The sequence below is a fragment of the Larsenimonas suaedae genome (assembly GCF_023712105.1).
Lineage (GTDB): Bacteria > Pseudomonadota > Gammaproteobacteria > Pseudomonadales > Halomonadaceae > Larsenimonas > Larsenimonas suaedae.
This window is the reverse complement of sequence record NZ_JAMLJI010000001.1, coordinates 1,262,068-1,280,046: the sequence shown is the minus strand read 5'-3', so window position 1 is coordinate 1,280,046 and position 17,979 is coordinate 1,262,068. Positions and strand designations below refer to the sequence as shown.

Annotated in this window: 18 protein-coding genes; 9 read left to right on the top strand and 9 right to left on the bottom strand. The window is 59.4% G+C overall.

Annotated features, from left to right (window positions below):
• The first annotated feature begins 3 nt into the window (after positions 1 to 3).
• The 4 genes from NAT49_RS05970 to NAT49_RS05955 all read left to right on the top strand — a co-directional run bounded on the left by NAT49_RS05970 (position 4) and on the right by NAT49_RS05955 (position 3,996).
• A complete protein-coding gene (locus NAT49_RS05970) occupies positions 4 to 1,044 on the top strand; it encodes an arginine N-succinyltransferase (protein WP_251591843.1) in 1,041 nt (346 codons plus the stop codon).
• Positions 1,044 to 2,057 (top strand): arginine N-succinyltransferase, encoded by a 1,014-nt coding sequence (locus NAT49_RS05965; protein WP_251591956.1) that lies wholly within the window; start codon positions 1,044 to 1,046, stop codon positions 2,055 to 2,057. Before NAT49_RS05970 ends, NAT49_RS05965 begins: the two co-directional genes overlap by 1 nt.
• A gap of 143 nt (positions 2,058 to 2,200) precedes the next feature.
• Entirely contained in the window at positions 2,201 to 3,139 is a 939-nt protein-coding gene (locus tag NAT49_RS05960) for a carbohydrate kinase family protein (protein ID WP_251591841.1), read from the top strand.
• 146 nt (positions 3,140 to 3,285) lie between these two features.
• Positions 3,286 to 3,996, top strand: a complete 711-nt coding sequence (locus tag NAT49_RS05955; RefSeq protein ID WP_251591839.1) for a glutamine amidotransferase-related protein — start codon at positions 3,286 to 3,288, stop codon at positions 3,994 to 3,996.
• 6 nt (positions 3,997 to 4,002) lie between these two features.
• Here the strand turns inward: NAT49_RS05955 and NAT49_RS05950 are convergent, their stop codons facing one another.
• Complete coding sequence (locus tag NAT49_RS05950; RefSeq protein WP_251591837.1) at positions 4,003 to 5,055, bottom strand: FAD:protein FMN transferase; 1,053 nt, start codon at positions 5,053 to 5,055, stop codon at positions 4,003 to 4,005.
• A 118-nt stretch (positions 5,056 to 5,173) separates the two neighbouring features.
• Here NAT49_RS05950 and NAT49_RS05945 point away from each other — a divergent pair, with 118 nt between their 5' ends.
• On the top strand, positions 5,174 to 6,133 hold the full coding sequence (locus NAT49_RS05945) for an alpha/beta hydrolase (protein WP_251591835.1): 960 nt from the start codon (positions 5,174 to 5,176) through the stop codon (positions 6,131 to 6,133).
• Positions 6,134 to 6,326: 193 nt separating this feature from the next.
• Entirely contained in the window at positions 6,327 to 7,802 is a 1,476-nt protein-coding gene (locus tag NAT49_RS05940) for a carbon starvation CstA family protein (protein ID WP_251591833.1), read from the top strand.
• A gap of 79 nt (positions 7,803 to 7,881) precedes the next feature.
• On the opposite strand, the gene NAT49_RS05935 is transcribed toward NAT49_RS05940, so the two are convergent.
• The 5 genes from NAT49_RS05935 to NAT49_RS05915 all read right to left on the bottom strand — a co-directional run bounded on the left by NAT49_RS05935 (position 7,882) and on the right by NAT49_RS05915 (position 11,841).
• The gene (locus NAT49_RS05935; protein ID WP_251591825.1) at positions 7,882 to 8,658 is read right to left on the bottom strand and encodes a transporter substrate-binding domain-containing protein; all 777 of its coding nucleotides are present in this window, start codon (positions 8,656 to 8,658) and stop codon (positions 7,882 to 7,884) included.
• 125 nt (positions 8,659 to 8,783) lie between these two features.
• The gene (locus tag NAT49_RS05930; RefSeq protein WP_251591823.1) at positions 8,784 to 9,521 is read right to left on the bottom strand and encodes an ABC transporter permease; all 738 of its coding nucleotides are present in this window, start codon (positions 9,519 to 9,521) and stop codon (positions 8,784 to 8,786) included.
• Complete coding sequence (locus NAT49_RS05925; RefSeq protein ID WP_251591820.1) at positions 9,509 to 10,228, bottom strand: ABC transporter permease; 720 nt, start codon at positions 10,226 to 10,228, stop codon at positions 9,509 to 9,511. The genes NAT49_RS05930 and NAT49_RS05925 overlap by 13 nt, the downstream gene beginning before the upstream one ends.
• Positions 10,229 to 10,298: 70 nt before the next feature.
• Entirely contained in the window at positions 10,299 to 11,069 is a 771-nt protein-coding gene (locus tag NAT49_RS05920) for an ABC transporter ATP-binding protein (protein ID WP_251591818.1), read from the bottom strand.
• 220 nt (positions 11,070 to 11,289) lie between these two features.
• On the bottom strand, positions 11,290 to 11,841 hold the full coding sequence (locus tag NAT49_RS05915; protein ID WP_251591811.1) for a lipocalin family protein: 552 nt from the start codon (positions 11,839 to 11,841) through the stop codon (positions 11,290 to 11,292).
• A 212-nt stretch (positions 11,842 to 12,053) separates the two neighbouring features.
• On the opposite strand from NAT49_RS05915, the gene NAT49_RS14995 reads away from it, so the two are divergent.
• Positions 12,054 to 13,700: a methyl-accepting chemotaxis protein gene (locus NAT49_RS14995; RefSeq protein ID WP_285835999.1), complete on the top strand. Its 1,647-nt coding sequence runs from the start codon at positions 12,054 to 12,056 to the stop codon at positions 13,698 to 13,700.
• 69 nt (positions 13,701 to 13,769) lie between these two features.
• Here NAT49_RS14995 and NAT49_RS05900 read toward each other — a convergent pair whose 3' ends face one another.
• Complete coding sequence (locus NAT49_RS05900) at positions 13,770 to 14,165, bottom strand: SadB/YajI family lipoprotein (protein ID WP_251591809.1); 396 nt, start codon at positions 14,163 to 14,165, stop codon at positions 13,770 to 13,772.
• Positions 14,166 to 14,346: 181 nt separating this feature from the next.
• Between NAT49_RS05900 and NAT49_RS05895 the strand changes: the two genes are divergently transcribed.
• Entirely contained in the window at positions 14,347 to 14,844 is a 498-nt protein-coding gene (locus NAT49_RS05895) for a GNAT family N-acetyltransferase (RefSeq protein ID WP_251591807.1), read from the top strand.
• A gap of 48 nt (positions 14,845 to 14,892) precedes the next feature.
• Here NAT49_RS05895 and NAT49_RS05890 read toward each other — a convergent pair whose 3' ends face one another.
• Positions 14,893 to 15,333: a hemerythrin domain-containing protein gene (locus tag NAT49_RS05890; RefSeq protein WP_251591806.1), complete on the bottom strand. Its 441-nt coding sequence runs from the start codon at positions 15,331 to 15,333 to the stop codon at positions 14,893 to 14,895.
• A 261-nt stretch (positions 15,334 to 15,594) separates the two neighbouring features.
• On the opposite strand from NAT49_RS05890, the gene NAT49_RS05885 reads away from it, so the two are divergent.
• The gene (locus tag NAT49_RS05885; protein WP_251591804.1) at positions 15,595 to 16,920 is read left to right on the top strand and encodes a glycosyltransferase; all 1,326 of its coding nucleotides are present in this window, start codon (positions 15,595 to 15,597) and stop codon (positions 16,918 to 16,920) included.
• Between the two features lie 16 nt (positions 16,921 to 16,936).
• Here NAT49_RS05885 and NAT49_RS05880 read toward each other — a convergent pair whose 3' ends face one another.
• Complete coding sequence (locus tag NAT49_RS05880; protein WP_251591802.1) at positions 16,937 to 17,614, bottom strand: TVP38/TMEM64 family protein; 678 nt, start codon at positions 17,612 to 17,614, stop codon at positions 16,937 to 16,939.
• Positions 17,615 to 17,979: the final 365 nt, after the last annotated feature.

Sequence of the window (17,979 nt, the reverse complement as noted above, 5' to 3'; positions counted from 1 at the left end):
GCGATGGTCTGGGTTGTCCGTCCTGCCGAGCGGGAGGACGTGGCTAAACTGGTCGCGCTCGCCGAGCAGGCTTCGCCGCGACTTACCAATCTTCCCCCGGACGAACAGCGCTTGAGCGCTCGTATCAAGGCCTCTTTGGAGGCCTTGTCGTCCAGTTCGATCACCCGGCCCGGCAATGAGTGTTACGTGCTGGTGCTGACCGATACTGACACGGGAGAAGTGCTTGGCACGGCAAGCTTTCGGGCGCTTGCCGGCAGTGACGAGGCGTATTACACCTATCGGCGTGAAGAGCTGATTCACGCCTCTCAGCAGCTCGATGTGCGCGTCGAGGTGCCGATTCTGTCGCTGACGCATGAGCTCTCAAGCAGTTCGCTCCTGTGTGCGCTGGCACTGTCACCGGGGCTTGTCGGCAAGGCGCGCACCGATGCCCGTCTGCTTTTAAGGCAGGCGCGGTTGATGATGGCGGCGCTATGGCCCGAGCGGTTTGCCTCGCGGTTTGCGGTTGCGTTGCCCGGCGTCTTGGACGACGACGGTCGTTCACCGTTCTGGGACAGCATCGGCCATCATTTTTTCGACCGCGAATTCCAGGACATCAATACGCTGGCCGGCCTTCGCTCGAAAAGCTTCATTGCCGAAGTCATGCCACCGTATCCGCTTTACCTTTCCCTGTTGCATCCCCGCGCGCGCCAGAGTCTCGCGATGTCGCACGAGACCCATAGGGATGCGCACGCTGCGTGGCAGGCCGAAGGGTTCGAGGATTCAGGCCATGTCGATATCTTCGATGGGGGGCCGGTGCTTAGTGCGGGCACCGAGCGCGTTCATGTGCTGACGCACGGACGCTGGCTACCAGTGCGTCTGACCGACCGGCCCACGGGGGCCCCTGCACGTATGCTGCTGGCCAATCAGTGGCCGGGCACCTACCGCTGCGCACTGCTTGAGACCTATTTGTCTGCGGCCGGTTATCTCGAACTTACTCCCGCGCAGGCGGCCTGTCTGCATGTTGGGCGCGGCCAGGCGCTGCGAGTGCTGGAGGACCGCTTATGATCGTGTTGCGGCCGATCAACCCTCATGATCTCGAGCAGTTGCATGAGATGGCGATCGAGACCGGGCCGGGGTTTACCTCGCTGCCTGATAACCTGGAGTTTCTTCGGGACAAGATCGAGCACTCCTGTCACGCGTTCGAGACGCTGCCCGAGGAGGGCTCCGCACTTTATTTCTTCGTGCTGGAAGATGTCGACGCCGGCCGTCTGGCCGGATGCTGTGCCATCGAGGCCCGCATCGGGCTCGAGACGCCGTTTTACAACTATCGGGTCGGCCGGATGGCGCATTCCTCGCCGCAGCTCGGGGTCCACCGGGTCATCAAGACGCTGTCACTGTCGTCGGACCATATTGGCGATGCCGAAGTCTGCTCGCTCTATCTAAGACCGGACTATCGGCGTGACCGCCTGGGCGTTTTGCTGTCGCGTGCGCGCTGGCTTTTTATGGCAACCCATCGAGCCTGCTTTCCCGAGCGGGTGTTCGCCGAAATGCGGGGTGTGTTGGACGATCAGGGCAGTAGCCCGTTCTGGCGCTGCCTGGGGCGGCACTTTCTGCCGATGGAGTTTCAGGAGGCGGACCGTCTGATCGGCCTTGGCAAGAAGAGCTTCATTGGAGAGCTCATGCCCAAGCACCCCATTTGCCTGCCGCTGCTGCCCGAAGAGCTGCAGGACGGCATCGGGCGGGTGCATGACCACACCAAGCCGGCACTGGCCATGCTCAACAAGGAAGGGCTGCGTTGGGAAGGCTATATTGACCTGTTCGATGCCGGACCAACGGTCGAATCGTATCTTGATGATGTGGCCGGAGTCCGCGATTCCTGCTGGGTACGTGCCTGCATCGATGCCGAGCCGGCCGAGCCAGAGCGGCCGTCGGTGCTGGCAAGCGCCAGCGGTGACCACGGTTTCAGGGTCTGCTGGCTTGGTCAAACTCCCGAGGACGATACAGTCTCGATCACGGTGGGTGAGGCCGTAGCGCTTGGTGTCGAGGAAGGCGCCTGGCTCCGAGTGCTGATGACCTGAGCGCCTGAAGAGTGCCGAAATGCTTAATAGGCGAAACGATCCATCCTCAAAATGATTAACACAGACGTGGCGAGCGGCTTGCGCCGCGCTTATTCGGGGCAGGCCATGGGGCTTGCCCCATTTACACAGTTCAAGGGTTTTGTATGTTTTTGATTTGCGGAGAAGCACTGTTCGATTTTTTTGTCGATGATACTGAATCGAGTCACTCGGGGTTTTCATTCAACGCGATTGCAGGTGGCTCGCCGTTCAACGTGGCACTTGGGCTTGCGCGCATGAAGCGAAACGCGGGTCTTTTGACGGGCCTTGCCAATGATTTTCTGGGCGACCGTCTTTACTCGGTGCTGGAAAAGGAAGGCGTCACGACCGACTATCTGGTGCGGCTCGATGCGCCGACGACGCTCGCCATGGTTGCCCCTGGTTCCGACGGAGCGCCCCAATACGCGTTTTATGGCGAAAAGGCGGCCGACAGAAGTCTTGAGGACGTGCATTTGCCGGCACTGGCCGAAACGGTCTCCGGTATCCATCTGGGGTCTTACTCGCTGGTGGTCGAGCCGACGGCTGGCACCTTGATGACGCTTTTGGAGCGCGAATCAAAGGGGCGTCTGGTCTCACTCGATCCCAATATTCGCTTGAGCATCGAGCCGGATGTCCGCCGGTGGCAGGATCGGGTCGAGGCCTTTGCCGCCTGGGCGCATCTGATCAAGGTCAGCGATGAAGATATCGCTCTGCTTTACCCTGAACGGACGCTTGAAGACGTTGCCCGGTCGTTTCTGTCCGAGCGCTGCCGGCTTGTCGTCGTCACTCGTGGCGGTGAGGGCGCGCTTGCATTTACCCATGATCACGAGCCGATCGACATCAAGGGCGAGCCGGTCGAGCTGATCGATGCCGTGGGGGCGGGGGATACCTTCCAGGCCGCGCTTTTGTGCTGGCTCGACGAGCAGGGCATGGCATCGCCGGAAGGGCTTGCGGCGCTCAAGGCCTCTCACATTGAAGCGATGCTGCACTTTTGCCACAAGGCGGCGGCGGTGACCTGCTCGCGCCGAGGGCCTGATCTGCCGAGCCGACAGGACATCGACGGCTGAACCGATCTGATTGACTGGATTGATCGGCCCGGCTGTATCCAAGCTCCGTATCTGGTGTCATGCGCGGGGCGCTTGTCCATCAAGAGTTTGCGTGGATGGACGTTTTATAGTGGATACCGCGCGTTTTCCCTGTTTGAGAGGCTTTTATGCACATTGGAATACTGCAGTGCGACGACATGGCCACGGCCATCGCCAAGGGCCATGGCAATTATCCTGAAATGTATCGACGCCTTCTGCACAAGGCCGACCCGTCGCTGACGTTCGAGGTCTGGCGGGTGCATGAAGGAGAATTGCCCGAACAGCTCGACGAGGCAGATGCCTGGCTCATCTCCGGCAGCAAGGCCAGCGCCTATGATCCCTTGAGCTGGATTCGACAGCTCGAAGCCTTCATTCAGCGCCTCTGGCAGCACCGCTGCCCGCTGGTGGGCATTTGCTTCGGCCATCAGATCATCGCGCAGGCCCTTGGGGGCCGAGTGGAAAAAAGCGAGAAAGGCTGGGGCGTCGGCATGTCGTTCAATGCCGTCACCTTGCAGTTGCCGTGGATGAACCCATGGCAGGATGGCATGGATCTGGTCGTCAGCCATCAGGATCAGGTTGTCGAGCTGCCGGAAAGCGCCGAGGTGCTGGCCGAAAGCGCCTTTTGTCCCTATTACATGCTGGAGTATGACGACTGCTTTTTGAGCGTTCAGGGGCACCCTGAATTTACCCGGGCCTGCAGCGGTGAGCTCATCGATGCCAAGGTTCAACTGCTCGATGAGCATGTGCGCCGAGCCGGCCATGCAAGCTTGAGCGCTGAGGCCGACGACACCGTCATGGCGCACTGGATCGTCGGCTTCATGCGCTACGCGCTGCGCTGATGTCGCTTAATCGTCACTGGAGGCCTTGATCAGTGTCGAGCGATCAAGGGCTTCGCTGTCGTGCGTCTTGAACCCGTTTGATGTCTTTTCGATCAGATAAACCGGCATATCGAGCTGGTTGGCGGCGGCGACCCCTTCTTCTGGGCCCAGGCACAAAAGGGCCGTGGCCCAGGCATCGGTCAGCGCCGGGCGCTGGCCGAACACCGACACCGATACCAGATGATGCTGTACGGGGCGGCCCGTACGAGCATCGATCACATGGCCATAGGTCTGCCCGTTGTCATCGAAGTAGCGGCGGTAGGTGCCTGATGTATTGAGCGAGACCCCTGCCTTGTCCTGAATCTCGAATACGCGCTGAGCCGACAGCTGATCGGGTTTCGGCACTTCCACCCCGACCCGCCAGGGCTTGCCACTGGGCTTATGGCCCTTGGCGTAGAGATCGCCGCCCATCTCCACCAGATAGTTGGTCACGCCGTGGGCCTCGAGTTCGCTTGCGAGCTGTTCGATGGTGTATCCCTCGCCCATGGAGGAGACATCGAGCGTGACGTTCGGTGTGCGTTTTCGAATCGCGCCACGCTCTGCATCGACCTCGATCTTGTCCAGCCCGATGTGGGTGCGCGCGGCCTGAATCGCGGCGTTATCCGGGACGTGGAAGTTCTCGTCGTGAAAGCCCCACAGACGAAAGAGCGGGCCGACGGTCGGGTCGTAGCAGCCGCCCGAGAGCCGGTTGACCTGGCGTGCAATTCCGAGAAGTTCGATGACCGAGGCCGGGGCCTGGTGCCAGTCGGTATCACGGCGGGCGTTGAATTCGGCAAGCCAGGAGTCGTCGCGGTACGTCGAGAGCGCCTTGTCGATGCGTCTGAGTGTGTGCGTGATGGCCTTGCCAATGGCCTCGTCCGAGGCGTCGGTGTCTGAGTCGACCCACCACTTGAGGTGGTAGCTGGTGCCCTGTGCCTGACCATCGGCCACATGAAGCGGTGCCGGGCGGTCGCAGCCACTGAGCAGAAGGGCGCTGAGTGTGATCGAGGCAAGAAGGGCGGGGTGTGACAGCTTGGGCATTGAGGGCATCCAGCGTTGTTTCGATGGGCTGCATTGTGGCGAAGTCGTTCGGGTCTGTCATGTTGCGCGGCGGGTTGGCTACGCTTGAGTCACACCTTACTTCAGGGAGCACGCCCAGATGCCACTCGACTCTCGTTTTCGCCAATGGCTCGAAGACGCCGCCGCACGCCCGTGGCCGGATTTTACGAACGCAGGCGTCGAGGCCATTCGCGCCTTCTTCGATGAGGGTAATGCGGCCATTACTCGGCCGCCCTCCGAGTATCCGGTCAAGGAGGTCACCGAGGATGTTATCGACGTTGAAAATGGGCGTATCGGCCTTCGCTGGTACACACCGACCGTTCACGGCTCGAGTGCGACAAGACCCGGTGTGCTGTTTTTCCACGGCGGCGGCTTCACCATCGGCAGCGTCGACAATTACGATACGCTGTGCCGGGCACTGTGCCGGGCCTCGAAGTGCGTCATTATCTCGGTGGACTACCGGTTGGCGCCTGAGCACCGCTTTCCCACCGCGGCGGAGGATTGCCTGGCCGCATTGGCTCACGTGCGATCTGTCGCACACACCCATGGCGTCGATCGTGCGCGGCTGGCCGTTGCCGGCGACAGTGCAGGCGGCCAGCTGGCGGCCGTCACGGCGCTGAGTGACCGGGAAACCGGCGCACCACCGCTCAGGGCGCAGTGCCTGATCTATCCGCAAACCGACTTTTCACCCGAGGGAACCCCGTCGCTTTCGACGCTTTCTGAGGGATACGGCTTGACCCGAGGGGCGCGGGATTGGTTTGTGGCGCAGTACTTGAGCCATCCAGCCGAAGCGCTCGACCCGAGAGCCGACCTTTTAGGGCGTGACGACCTCGAGGGGTTGCCGCCGGCGCTTGTGATCACGGCGGAGTTTGATCCGCTTCGAGACGAGGGCGAGCGCTATGCACAAAAACTTGCCGAGGCGGGTACGCAGGTGGTGGCCAGCCGCTACCACGGAGTGATTCATGGGTTCATGCGTCGTGTCGGCCAGCATCCGCTGTCCGATCAGCTGATTCAGCAGTGTGGTGGGTGGCTTAGAGAGGCGTTGATCGAAGAGTATTGACCAGTGAGTACTGACTGGGTCATGCCACCGACAAAGGTCTAACGGTCTGACCACTTGATTAGGCGTAGCCTATTGAAAAGCCGCCCCTTGGGCGGCTTTTCAGGTTTGACGAGCATCACGCACGCCAACCCCCGACCGGTACAAGCCATCGCTTTAAATGCGATGGTCAGCGCAGGATGCAGAGGACCACACAATGATAACGTTTCTGATCGCGATCGCTTTGTTGATTGGCGGCTACTTCACGTATGGGCTGTTCGTCGAGCGCGTCTTTGCCGTCAAGCGCCAGCGCCGCACGCCCGCTCACGCACTTCGAGACGACATCGATTATCTGCCGATGAAAACGCCGCGTAACGCGTTGATTCAGCTTTTGAATATCGCAGGTGTCGGCCCGATCTTCGGACCGATCCTGGGCGCGCTCTACGGGCCGGTGGCGTTTTTGTGGATCGTCATTGGCTGCATTTTCGCAGGGGCGGTGCACGACTATCTGACCGGCATGATTTCGATTCGAAACCACGGCGCACATCTGCCGCAACTGGCGGGCAAGTTTCTGGGCAAGTCGATGAAACACATCGTCAACGGCTTTGCCATTTTGCTGCTGCTTCTGGTGGGAACGGTCTTTGTGACATCGCCGGCAGCGCTTCTGGCCAACATGTCCTCGTTCAACATGACGCTGATCATTCTGGCGATCTTTGCCTATTATCTGGTGGCCACGCTTTTACCGATCGACAAGGTGATCGGGCGCATCTACCCCTATTTTGGCGCACTGCTTTTGTTCAGCGCACTGGGCATCGGCATTGCACTGATCGTTACCGGAGCCCCGATTCCGGAACTTTCGCTTGCCAACATGCACCCTGAAGGCGCCCCGATTTTCCCGCTGCTGTTTTTGACCATTTCCTGTGGCGCCCTTTCGGGCTTTCACGCGACACAGACACCGATCATCTCTCGCACGACCGAGAACGAGGACAACGGGCGCCGAATCTTTTACGGCATGATGATTGCCGAAGGCATTATCGCGATGATCTGGGCGGCGGCAGCCATGAGCCTGTTCAACGGAAGCCAAGGCCTTAATGAGGTACTGGCGAGCGGCGGCCCGGCGGCGGTCGTCAGCGCAGTCGCGACCCAGATGCTTGGTGCCATTGGCGGCACGCTTGCCGTCCTTGGTGTGATCGTGCTGCCGATCACCTCGGGCGATACCGCGTTTCGAAGTGCGCGCATGATCATCGCCGACTACCTGAAAATCGGTCAGAAGCAGTTTTCAAGCCGGCTCTGGATCGCTATCCCCTTGTTCGTGGCCTCCTATGGGCTGACGCACATCGACTTCACGCTGCTGTGGCGCTACTTCTCCTGGGCCAACCAGACCACGGCGGTCATCGCGCTGTGGGTTGGCACCATGTATCTGGTGCTCGCGAAAAAACCGCACTGGATTACCTCGATTCCGGCGGTATTCATGACCATGGCCACCTTCACCTATCTGGCGTACGCGCCGATCGGGTTCGGGCTTCCCCTGAACGTAAGCTACGTGGTGGCAGCACTTGGGACGTTGATCGCGATCGCTTTGTTCATGAAGCGCGTGCGCCGATTGAGCCGAGCGACCTTCGCGGTCGACGAGCCCGAGGTGCCGGACGGCGCCTTCGGCATGATCAAGCGCGCGATATCGCCCCAGTCCTGAGGTTGCTCACGCTTTGCTTACGAAAACGGCGCCTTGAAAGGCGCCGTTCTTGTTTCGACTCGAGGAGGGCGTGAACCGCTTACTCGGTCTTGGCGTCGGGGAAATACTTGGTGTAGAGCGTATTGTAAGTGCCGTTGTCCTTGAGCTCGGCAAGCGCCTTGTTGAAGGTCTCGGCAAGTTCACGGTCGCGCTTACGGAAAGCAATGCCAAAGCCTTCACCGAAGTATTTCTTGGGCTCGGTCAGCATGTCGCCGACGGTCTTGAACTGGCCGCTCTTGCTGTCGACCAGGGCGGCCTTGCCGGTGGGGTAGTCAAGAAAGGCGATGTCGAGTCGGCCGGCTTCCATATCGATGGCAACGTCGTCTGCGGTGGCGTAGCGCTTGATGCTTGCGTTGCTGCCGTAGTGGTCGGTCACGTAGTTGTCCTGAACCGTACCCCGCTGTACACCGATGCTCTTGCCTTTGAGGCTTTCCTCATTGGGTGAGCTGATTGTCGAGTCCTTGGGTGTAAACCAGGCCGACGGCGGCGTCATGTACGGGTCAGAAAACAGGATCTGCTTCTTGCGGTCATCGTTGATGGTCATCGAGGACATGATGGCGTCGAACTTGCGGGCCTGAAGCCCCGGGATGATGCCGTCCCAGCCCTGAATGACCCATTTGCAGTCGAGCTCGGCCTGTTTGCACAGTGCGTTGCCGAGATCGATGTCGAACCCGGTCAGGGTGCCATCGGGGGTGCGGTATTCCATCGGAACGTAGGGAATGTCCACACCGATGCGCACGGTGTCGTAATCCCGTGCCTGAGCGTGACCGGTCGCCAATACGGCGCCCATCAACGATAAAGTGATGATCTTTTTCATCGATACGTCCTTTTGCTACGTGCTTGTGATTGTTATGCGGCCGTGAATGGGCCGGTGTCGTGAAGCGCGTGGCCCGGTAGGGCCATGAGCCTAGCATACCGGCGAGCGCGCGCTGGTGCCATGGTTCAGCTCGCCGGCTTCAAATGCACTAACAGCCGCTTTTCCAGATACTTGAACAGGGCCTGAATGCTGAAACTCAGGACCATGTACAGCACCGCCACGAACAGGAACGCCGCGAACGGCGCGTAGAACCGCGCATAAATATAATACGCCGCGCCGGTGAGGTCCGTGATCGAAACCACGAAGGCGATGGCACTGGCGTGCAGCATGAAGATGACCTCGTTGCCGTAGGCCGGAAGCGCCCGACGCAGCGCGCTTGGCAGCACGATACGCCGCATCATCTTGGCCTTGCTCATGCCGTAGGCTCTGGCGGCCTCGATCTCACCGCGCGGCGTTGCCTGGATCGAGCCGTGAAAGATTTCGGTGGTGTAGGCGGCGGTATTGAGGGTAAAGGCCAAAAGCGCTGGATAGAGCGGGTCATCCAGGAAAAACCACAGCCAGGTCTCCTGAATGCCCGGAATAAAGGCAAAACCGTAATACGCCAGATAGAGCTGAATGAGCAGCGGCGTTCCGCGAAAGAGGTAGGTGTAGAACCAGATCGACTTCCGAAGCACCTGATTGCGCGAGCCGCGGGCAATCGCAAGTGGTACCGCGAGCACGAGCCCGATCAACAGCGAGATAAACACGAGCTGAACGGTGTTGGTGAGCCCCGTCCAGTACATGGCGAAGGTGTTCGGGGTGAAGATGTCGTTGCCGTTCATCCAGTCGAGCAGCGGCTGCCAGAGTGTGCTTAGTTGTTCCATGAGGCCCCCTCTGCGCCGAAGCCGACGTCATAGCGTGCCTTAAGCTTCATGAAACACCATTCCGAGACGCTCGAGATTGCGAGATAGCCAAGTGCGACCGGAATCATGAACAGAAACGGCTCGTGAGTCGCCTTGGTGGCCTCGGCCGCGACCTTGACCATGTCGCTTAGTCCGATGATCGACACCAGCGCGGTCGTTTTCAAAAGCACCATCCAGTTATTGCTGAGACCGGGCAGGGCGTGGCGCATCATCAAGGGAAACCGGATACGACGGAACACGGTCCATGGGCGCATGCCGTAGGCGCGGGCGGCTTCGAGCAGGCCCCCGTCCACGGCCATGAACGCGCCGCGAAAGGTTTCCGACATATAGGCGCCGAAGATGATCCCGATAGTGATAACGCCGGCAACAAACGCATCGACATTGACGAAAATATCGACATCGAACTCGTAGTAGAGCCAATCGGTTGCCATGTTGATGCCGATCTGGCCGCCATAGAACAGCAGCATCATCAACACCAGATCCGGCACCCCTCGGATAACTAGGGTGTAGGCCTTGGCGATCGCGCGAATCACGATCGAGGATGAAAGTTTGGCGCTGGCAGTAACCAGCCCGAGAATGACAGCGAGAATCAGCGAGAGAATCGCCAATTCAAGCGTCAGCAATCCGCCTTCGAGCAGGCGGTAGCCGTAGCCATGAAGATCAAGCATAACGAGGTCCTTTACCCTGTTCGCTAGAGAGCACGGTTGCCTTCCAGGCGATGTCGGGCGTATGGATGAGTCAGTATCTGGGCGACAGGAACTGTTTCAAGCGCTCGGATTTTGGATGAGACAACACCTGCTCCGGTGCGCCTTGCTCCTCGATCACACCCTGATGCAGAAACATCACGTGGTTCGAAACGTCACGGGCAAAATCCATCTCGTGGGTCACCACGACCATGGTGCGCCCTTCATCTGCCAGTTCTCGCATGACTTCGAGCACATCACCCACCAGCTCAGGGTCCAGTGCCGAGGTCGGCTCATCAAACAGCATCACTTCCGGATCCATCGCAAGCGCCCGGGCGATGGCGCCGCGCTGCTGCTGACCGCCGGAAAGCTGTGTGGGGTAATAGCTGGCGCGTTCGGCAAGGCCGACGCGCTCGAGAAGGCTCAGGCCGTTGGCGCGCGCCTTGTCCTTGGGCTGGCCGAGTACATGGATCGGGGCTTCGATGACGTTTTCAAGCAGCGTCATGTGGGGCCAGAGATTGAAGTTCTGAAATACCATCGAAAGCTTTGAGCGGATGCGCTCGACCTGCTTCCAGTCGCTTGGCTGGCGGCCATGCTTATCAAACTTGAACTTGATGGGCTCACCATGAACGACGATGTCGCCCTGGTCCGGCATCTCGAGCAGGTTCATGCAGCGCAGAAACGTGCTCTTGCCGGAGCCGGACGCGCCGATCAGCGTAATGACATCGCCTTTTCGGGCGTCAAGCGAGAGGCCCTTGAGGACCGGCGTGTCGTTGAAGCTTTTATACAGATCGTTGATCTTGAGCGGAATGGAGGTGTCGGCCATGGACTTGGACTCCTGAAGGCATGGCTGGCCCTGAACGATTCGGGACATAAAAGGCGCGTATCTTATCAGGCCGAGGCAAGGGATGCCGTATCCATGTGATGAATTATGACACATTAGTGTCTACGTAAATGGATGCCCTGGCGTCGCAAAAGTACACGCTTTTTTAGAAAAAGCCGCCAATTAGCGGCGTTTCGGCGCGACCGCCTGCATCCGTCTAGCTCTACACCTGTGGGTCGAACAAAAAGCCATCGTGGTGGACACGATACAGATCGCCTGCGGGAAGCCCCTGTCGAGTCAGCCAATGGGTCAGCTCCTTGAACACGGTATCGCTGATGAACGGTGAGCGTGAAAGAACCCATAGATAGCGTCGGTTCGGCCCCACGATGATCGCGTGGTCATAATGGGCATCGAGGTAGATGATGTTGTAGCCGGCAAAGAAGCGCCAGAAGAAGCTGACCTTAAGCCGACCGGCCGGCGTGTTCCTGCCGGCCGGATAAGCCACGCCCTTGGCCGAGCGCCACTGGCGTCGAACCAGGTCGAACCCGCGATTGAGCACATCGACGCCCCCGTCATCTCGAGGGGTATAGGTCGCCGTCACATTGCTCAAGCGGCGCTCGAAAGGATGATTCAGCCGCGCGATCTCATACCAGGTGCCCTGGTAGCGCGCCAGATCCAGTTGCTCTACCGCCTTGCTGCCTTTTGCAATGCCTGGGTCACCTCCAAGTGCTGCCCAGAGCGCTCGGACGTTCGCGCGTATGTCTGCCGCTCTCATGCAATCTCCTTGGGTTAGTCGTCTACCAAGTATATGGGCTTGGGCATAAAAACGCCTTGCTCGATCTGCGTTTGCAGGAGCTCAGGGGGGCTCAAGATGTCCTGAAGCTTCGGTCACGCATGCCGATAAAGAACGAAACCGGCTCCTGGTAGAGACCCTTCTCCAAGCGCCAACGCTTATATTTTCGTTCAAACGACAGAGTAGACCGATCAATGACGTCACCTGCATTTACCAAGAAGATCATGCGCGCGAGCCAGCGCGGTACGCCCTTCAAGGAGGCACTCGGGCAGCGTGCTCCGCGTTCTGGCAAGGCGCCGCTTACCATTCGTACCAAGCTCTGGCTCGGGCTGGGGCTGATGTGGATCGGAATGATCGCGATCGTCCTAAGCCTTGCGCTCGAGGGTCGCTCCGAAATGTATTCCGAGCGTGAAAACGGGCTGCGTAACGTGGTTAGTATGGCCATGGGCGTCATCGATGCGGCTGCCGAAAAAGAAGCCAGTGGCCAGTTGACCCAGGCTGAAGCCCGAGAGCAGGCGTTTTCCACCATCAATGCGCAGCGCTTTGGCAAGGAGGGTGACAACTACGTTTTCACTTTCGACAGTCAAGCCAACATTTTGAGTCATCCGCGCCGTGAGGCGGGCTCATCGATGGCATCCTACACCGACCCTCAGGGCAAACCGGTTTACATGGAGCTGATCAAGGTGGCCAAGGCGCAAGGCGCTGGGTATGTCGATTATGTCTCCAAGGGCGCGACGGCTGATGATGCCTTTCGTCAAAAGGTCAGTTTTGTCGAGTATTACGCGCCGTGGGATACGTTCGTGGCGGCAGGCATCTACGTTGATGACGTTCGAGCGGCGTTTCTTTCAAACCTCGTCAACTACTTTCTGATTCTGTTGGCCGTCGGTGGCGTTGTCTCTCTGGTAATGGGTGTGCTCATTCGCCAGATTTCGAAAAGTCTTGGTGGTGAGCCGGCGCAGGCCGCAGAGCTGGTTCGGCGTGTGGCAGATGGGGATTTGACCGCTGATCTTCCACTTAAAAAGGGCGATACCGGCAGCCTGGTGTTCAACATTTTGCAGATGCGGGATACGCTTCGCGACACGCTGATGCATATTCGTGCGTCGAGCGACGCCGTTGATTCCGGGGCCAGTGAAATTGCGGCGGGCAATCAAAATCTATCCTCACGCACCGAGCAACAGGCGGCATCGCTTGAAGAAACCGCGGCGAGCATGGAGGAGATTACCGCCACCGTTAAACACAGTGCCGACAGCGCGCATCAGGCCAGTACGCTTGCGTCCGAGGCCTCGAATACCTCTCGGCGCGGCAGTGGTGTGGTCAAGGATGTTGTCAACAAGATGTCGAGCATCAGTGAGGGCTCCAGGCGCATCTCGGACATTACGGCCATGATCGACAGCATTGCTTTCCAGACCAATCTGCTGGCACTGAATGCGTCTGTCGAGGCGGCTCGGGCCGGTGAGCAGGGCCGCGGGTTCGCGGTGGTTGCCGGGGAAGTCCGTGAGCTTGCAGGGCGCAGTGCCAGGGCGGCCAAGGAAATTCGCGGTTTGATCGATGACTCGACCAAGGAAATCGAGGAAGGGTCGGCGATGGTTGCCAACGCGGACACGGTCATGAGTGAAATGTTGAATTCGGTGCAGCGTGTGTCCGATTTGATGAGTGAGATTTCGGCTGCCTCAAACGAGCAGACCCGCGGCATCGAGCAGGTCAATACAGCGGTGACCCAGATGGACCAGGTCACCCAGCAGAATGCGGCGCTGGTGGAAGAGGCCGCGGCGGCGGCTGCGTCGCTACAGGAGCAGGCGCGGCAAATGAACGAGCGGATCAATCAGTTCAAGCTCGATTAAGCGGTTGCCTCGAGCATCGGACAAGGGCCAGCTTCATGCTGGCCCTTATCGTTCAGGGCACCAGAATAATCAGCGCGCCTGCCATTCGCCGTCATCGTTTTTGAACAAAATGACCTTGTCATCGATCTTCTGAGCCTTGCCATCGACCACGACCTTGCCCTTGACCTGGCATGACCAGAGGTCATCGGTATCCTGCTTTTTGGCCGTGTCATCATCCGTGTTCTCGCCGCCGTCTTTCGGCGCAGGATGAGCGCATTCCTTGACCTCATCGATGTTGACGCTGTATTCGATGTTGTCGAGCTTGTTGTCGCCGCCCATCTGCTGGGCAATTGCCTTGAGCTGCGAGATCTGTTGATCGAGGGTATTGTGCATGGCCTCGGACACATCGTCCTTGTTCGGGGCGCGGTCGCAGCCGGCCAGGGCGAGGGTCGAACCTAAAATCAGTAGGGGCAATATCCGTTTCATGTGCTTCTCTCCATGGGTCGACGGGCTAGGCTAGAGCCTGTGAGCGGCCCCTGCAAGCCTTGCTGGTGCCTTGAGCATTGCGTGGCTCAATGATGGGTGCCCATATCGACTACTGCGCCTTTTTGAAAACCGGCATACTCAAGCGTCCGACTTAACCAACCACTGACTTCAAGGACAGGGCGTGACCTTCATTATCTGCAAGGCCGAGGAGTGCGATCTTGCGGCCATTACCGAGATCTATAATCAGGCCGTGCGCGAAACGACAGCGATCTGGAACGATCGTGAGGTGGATGTGGCCGACCGACGCCAGTGGTGGCAAGCCCGGTTGGAAGACGGCCTTCCCGTCATGGTGGCCCGAGACGACCAGGGTCGATGCCTTGGGTATGCAACGTATGGGCCGTGGCGGCCTCACGATGGTTTCGCGCACACGGTCGAGCATTCGGTGTATGTAGCAAAAGATGCGGCCGGACAGGGGCTTGGGCGGCGGCTGATGACGTCGTTGATGACGCGCGCGAATGAGCACGGCGTGCATGTAATGGTGGCGGCAATCGAGGCGGGTAACCAGCCGTCGATCGCGCTGCATCGTCGGCTTGGGTTTACCGAGACCGGACGCCTACCGCAGGTCGGCCTCAAGTTTGGTCGCTGGCTCGATCTGGTGTTTATGCAGTACACGTTCTAAAAGCGGCTATAACGAGGCGGGGAGCGAAAGCTCCCCGCTGAGGTCTGCTCAGCTTGCCAGACGCTCCATCTCACTTCGGTACTCGCTCGCCAGACGCGTTTTGTCGTCGTCGCTGAATTTCTGACCGGCTGAAATGAAGTAGTGGTTTTCTTCGTCTTCGAAGTGGTGAAGTGCCATGTCACGAAGTTTCTTGGCAAGGCTTAACCAGCCGGGGGAGCTGAAGTCGGTCTCATCCATCTGCTCCATGACCTCATCCATCTCATGGTGCTCGGCGATACCGTGTCGCGATTTCTCAACGCCGCTGTCATAGTCCATCAACGGGCTGTAGAAGTAGCGTTCTTCGGCGGTTTCATGATGATGCATGGCGGCCTTGATCTGTTCGAACAGCTCCTTTCGACCCTCGCTATCGCCTTCGGTCTTGACCAGCAAATCCAGCAGCGTGCGCTGTTTGTCATGATCGGCGCGAAGTTCCTCAAAGATCGTAGTCATCGGTCAAAATCCTTTTTTTCGAGTGAATACCGGGTATACCGAACCCGCAGAAAGCATAGACCATGCGCATGAATTGGCGAACGCGTAAGTGCGCCCCTCCAGGGCAGGGCGAAAGAGGACGAGCGCGATACCAGCCTGTACAATGCAGTCGCAGCCCGATCGTTAATGATCAGACGGGTGAATCTTTCAGCAGTGCGTCGTCATGGAAGGCGTCTCAAGAGCAAGCCTTGACACAAGGGTCGAGGCGCAGGAGGTAGTGCTTTGAACATTCTGGTGTTTACCAATACCTACCGGCCGATCGTCGGTGGCGTCAGCGAATCGGTTCAGCGATTCGTCGATCAGTTCCAGGCGCTGGGTCACAAGGTGCTGGTCATCGCGCCCAATATCGAAGGCCAGCCACCGCATGAGGACAACGTACTGAGAGTGCCGTCGTTTCAGCGTTTCAACGGCACTCAATTTTCCTTTCCGATGTACATGACCGGCGCGGTGATCGATGCCGTCGAGGCGTTCGCCCCGGATCTCATTCATGCCCATCATCCGTTCTTGCTCGGCGATTCGGCGGCGCGTCTTGCCCAGCGGCTGCGAGTGCCTCTGGTCTTTACCCACCACACGCTCTACGAGCGCTATATCCACTACTTTCCGAGCCGATCACCTGCCATCAAGCGTTTCGCCGTGGCACTGGCCTCCTGCTACGCCGAACTGTGTGACACCGTGATCGTGCCGAGCGAAAGCGTGCGCGAGATTCTGCTCAAGCGGGATGTGGAGACGCCAATCGAGGTATTGCCGAGCGGGGTATACACCGAGCGCTTTGCCAAGGGCGACAAACAGACCTGGCGCCGCCATTTCGGTATCGGTGAACAGACGCACGTGGTCGGCCATGTTGGCCGACTCGCCAAGGAAAAGAATCTTGGGTTCATGACTCGGGCGGTCTGTCGCTATTTAAGTAGCTCGAAGGAGGCGCATTTTCTGGTGGTGGGCGATGGTGATGAGGCCGAACAGATGGCGGAGATCGCGCACTCATTCGGTGTCAGCGACCGCGTTCACTTTACCGGGGTCCTGAGCGATCAGTCGCTGGTCGATGCCTATCACGCCATGAGTACGTTCGTGTTCGCCTCCCACAGCGAAACCCAGGGCATGGTCGTGGCCGAAGCGATGGCGGCAGGTCTGCCGGTCGTCGCTTTGGACGCGCCGGGTGTGCGCGAAGTGGTGCGCAATGACGTCAACGGCATGCTGCTCGAGCAAGAGGATGAGCATGTCATGGCCGATGCGCTCATGAGCATCAGTGCACCAGAGCGCTACCGCGCATTGCGCGACGGGGCGCTTGAAAGCGCACAGCAGTTCGATGCCGCTGTCTGTGCCGAGCGCTGTCTCGCGCTTTATCAGCACCTGATCGATCAGGCGCGCACCGAGCGAGGGCCAAAGCACGCCGACCCGACGTTCTGGGACAGCGTGACGCACCGGTTCGACGCCGAGTGGCATATTCTTCGCCACCGCGGGGCGGTGCTCAAGGAGGTGTTCTGGTCCCGCCGCGAGGACCCGGCCGATGACGATGAGCCGTCAGAGCGGTCGGTCGCGACGGGCAAATAGCGGCAGGCAAGCCGACTCAGGCGGGCTGCCGTCGCTTTGCCATCTGTCGCAGCGTGAGCAGTATGGCCAGCGCAGCCGCAATAATGCCAAGCGTTAGCCAGAGGCCGTCAAGGTCCGGTGCGTTAAGCAGTTCGCCGAGCTGGCTACCGGCAATGGTGACCGCTGCCAGGCCCGGTAAAATCCCGATGAACGACCCCAGCATATAAGCGCTGAAGCGAAGGCGGCAGGCGCCTGCAATCATGTTGGTAAAGGTGAAGGGCGCCAGCGGCAGCAGGTTGAAGACGATCATGGTGCGTATGCCGCGATCGGCCAGGCCATCGGCGAGGGCGTTGATTCGGGTGCCGCCATAGCGCACCAGCGCGTCCCGTCCGAGCTTGCGACCGACATAATAGGTGGTGGCCGAAGCAAGCATGGTGCCTGTCAACGCATAGGCAAGCCCGAGCCATGAGCCAAAGATTAGCCCGGTCGCGCCGACCAGCAGGGTCAACGGAAAGACCAGTAACGACGCCACAACGAAAATGCCCATCAGTGCAAATGGCGCCCAGCCGGCGTCGCGCAGCCCGATGCCGCTTGCCAGAAGCTCACGCAGATTGGGCACGGTCAGGACGTCCCCCATCGCAAGCCACTGCCAGAGCCCACACAGGCCGACCAGTAACGCTATCAGTGTAATCAGAAGCCAGAGCCGTCGAGGCATGGCAAGGTTCTCCTGCTAGTATTCCGCGTTTGCTCCGATGCCCACGCGGTGACCATGATTCGGTATCAGGCGTTCGCTGCTTTTGTGGGACGCCATTTCTTGACAAGAGTTCATCCCGGTCGGCACACGCTTGGGCATCACTGAACGGGGGCGACTCATATGTGGCGCCGATATCAATGGCCTCGATTCTGGGGGGCGCGCCAGGTAGGGTCAATGGCTCGAGGCCGGTGACGCGCCTTGCAGCGGCGAAGCTTTATGTGTCGCCCATGAGCAGCGGCGTGAGAGCATGCGTCGATGGCCCCAGGCCCACCCCATGAACGGCGTGAGTTTGCTGGCGCCTGCGCCTATTGCCATGATTTTTTACG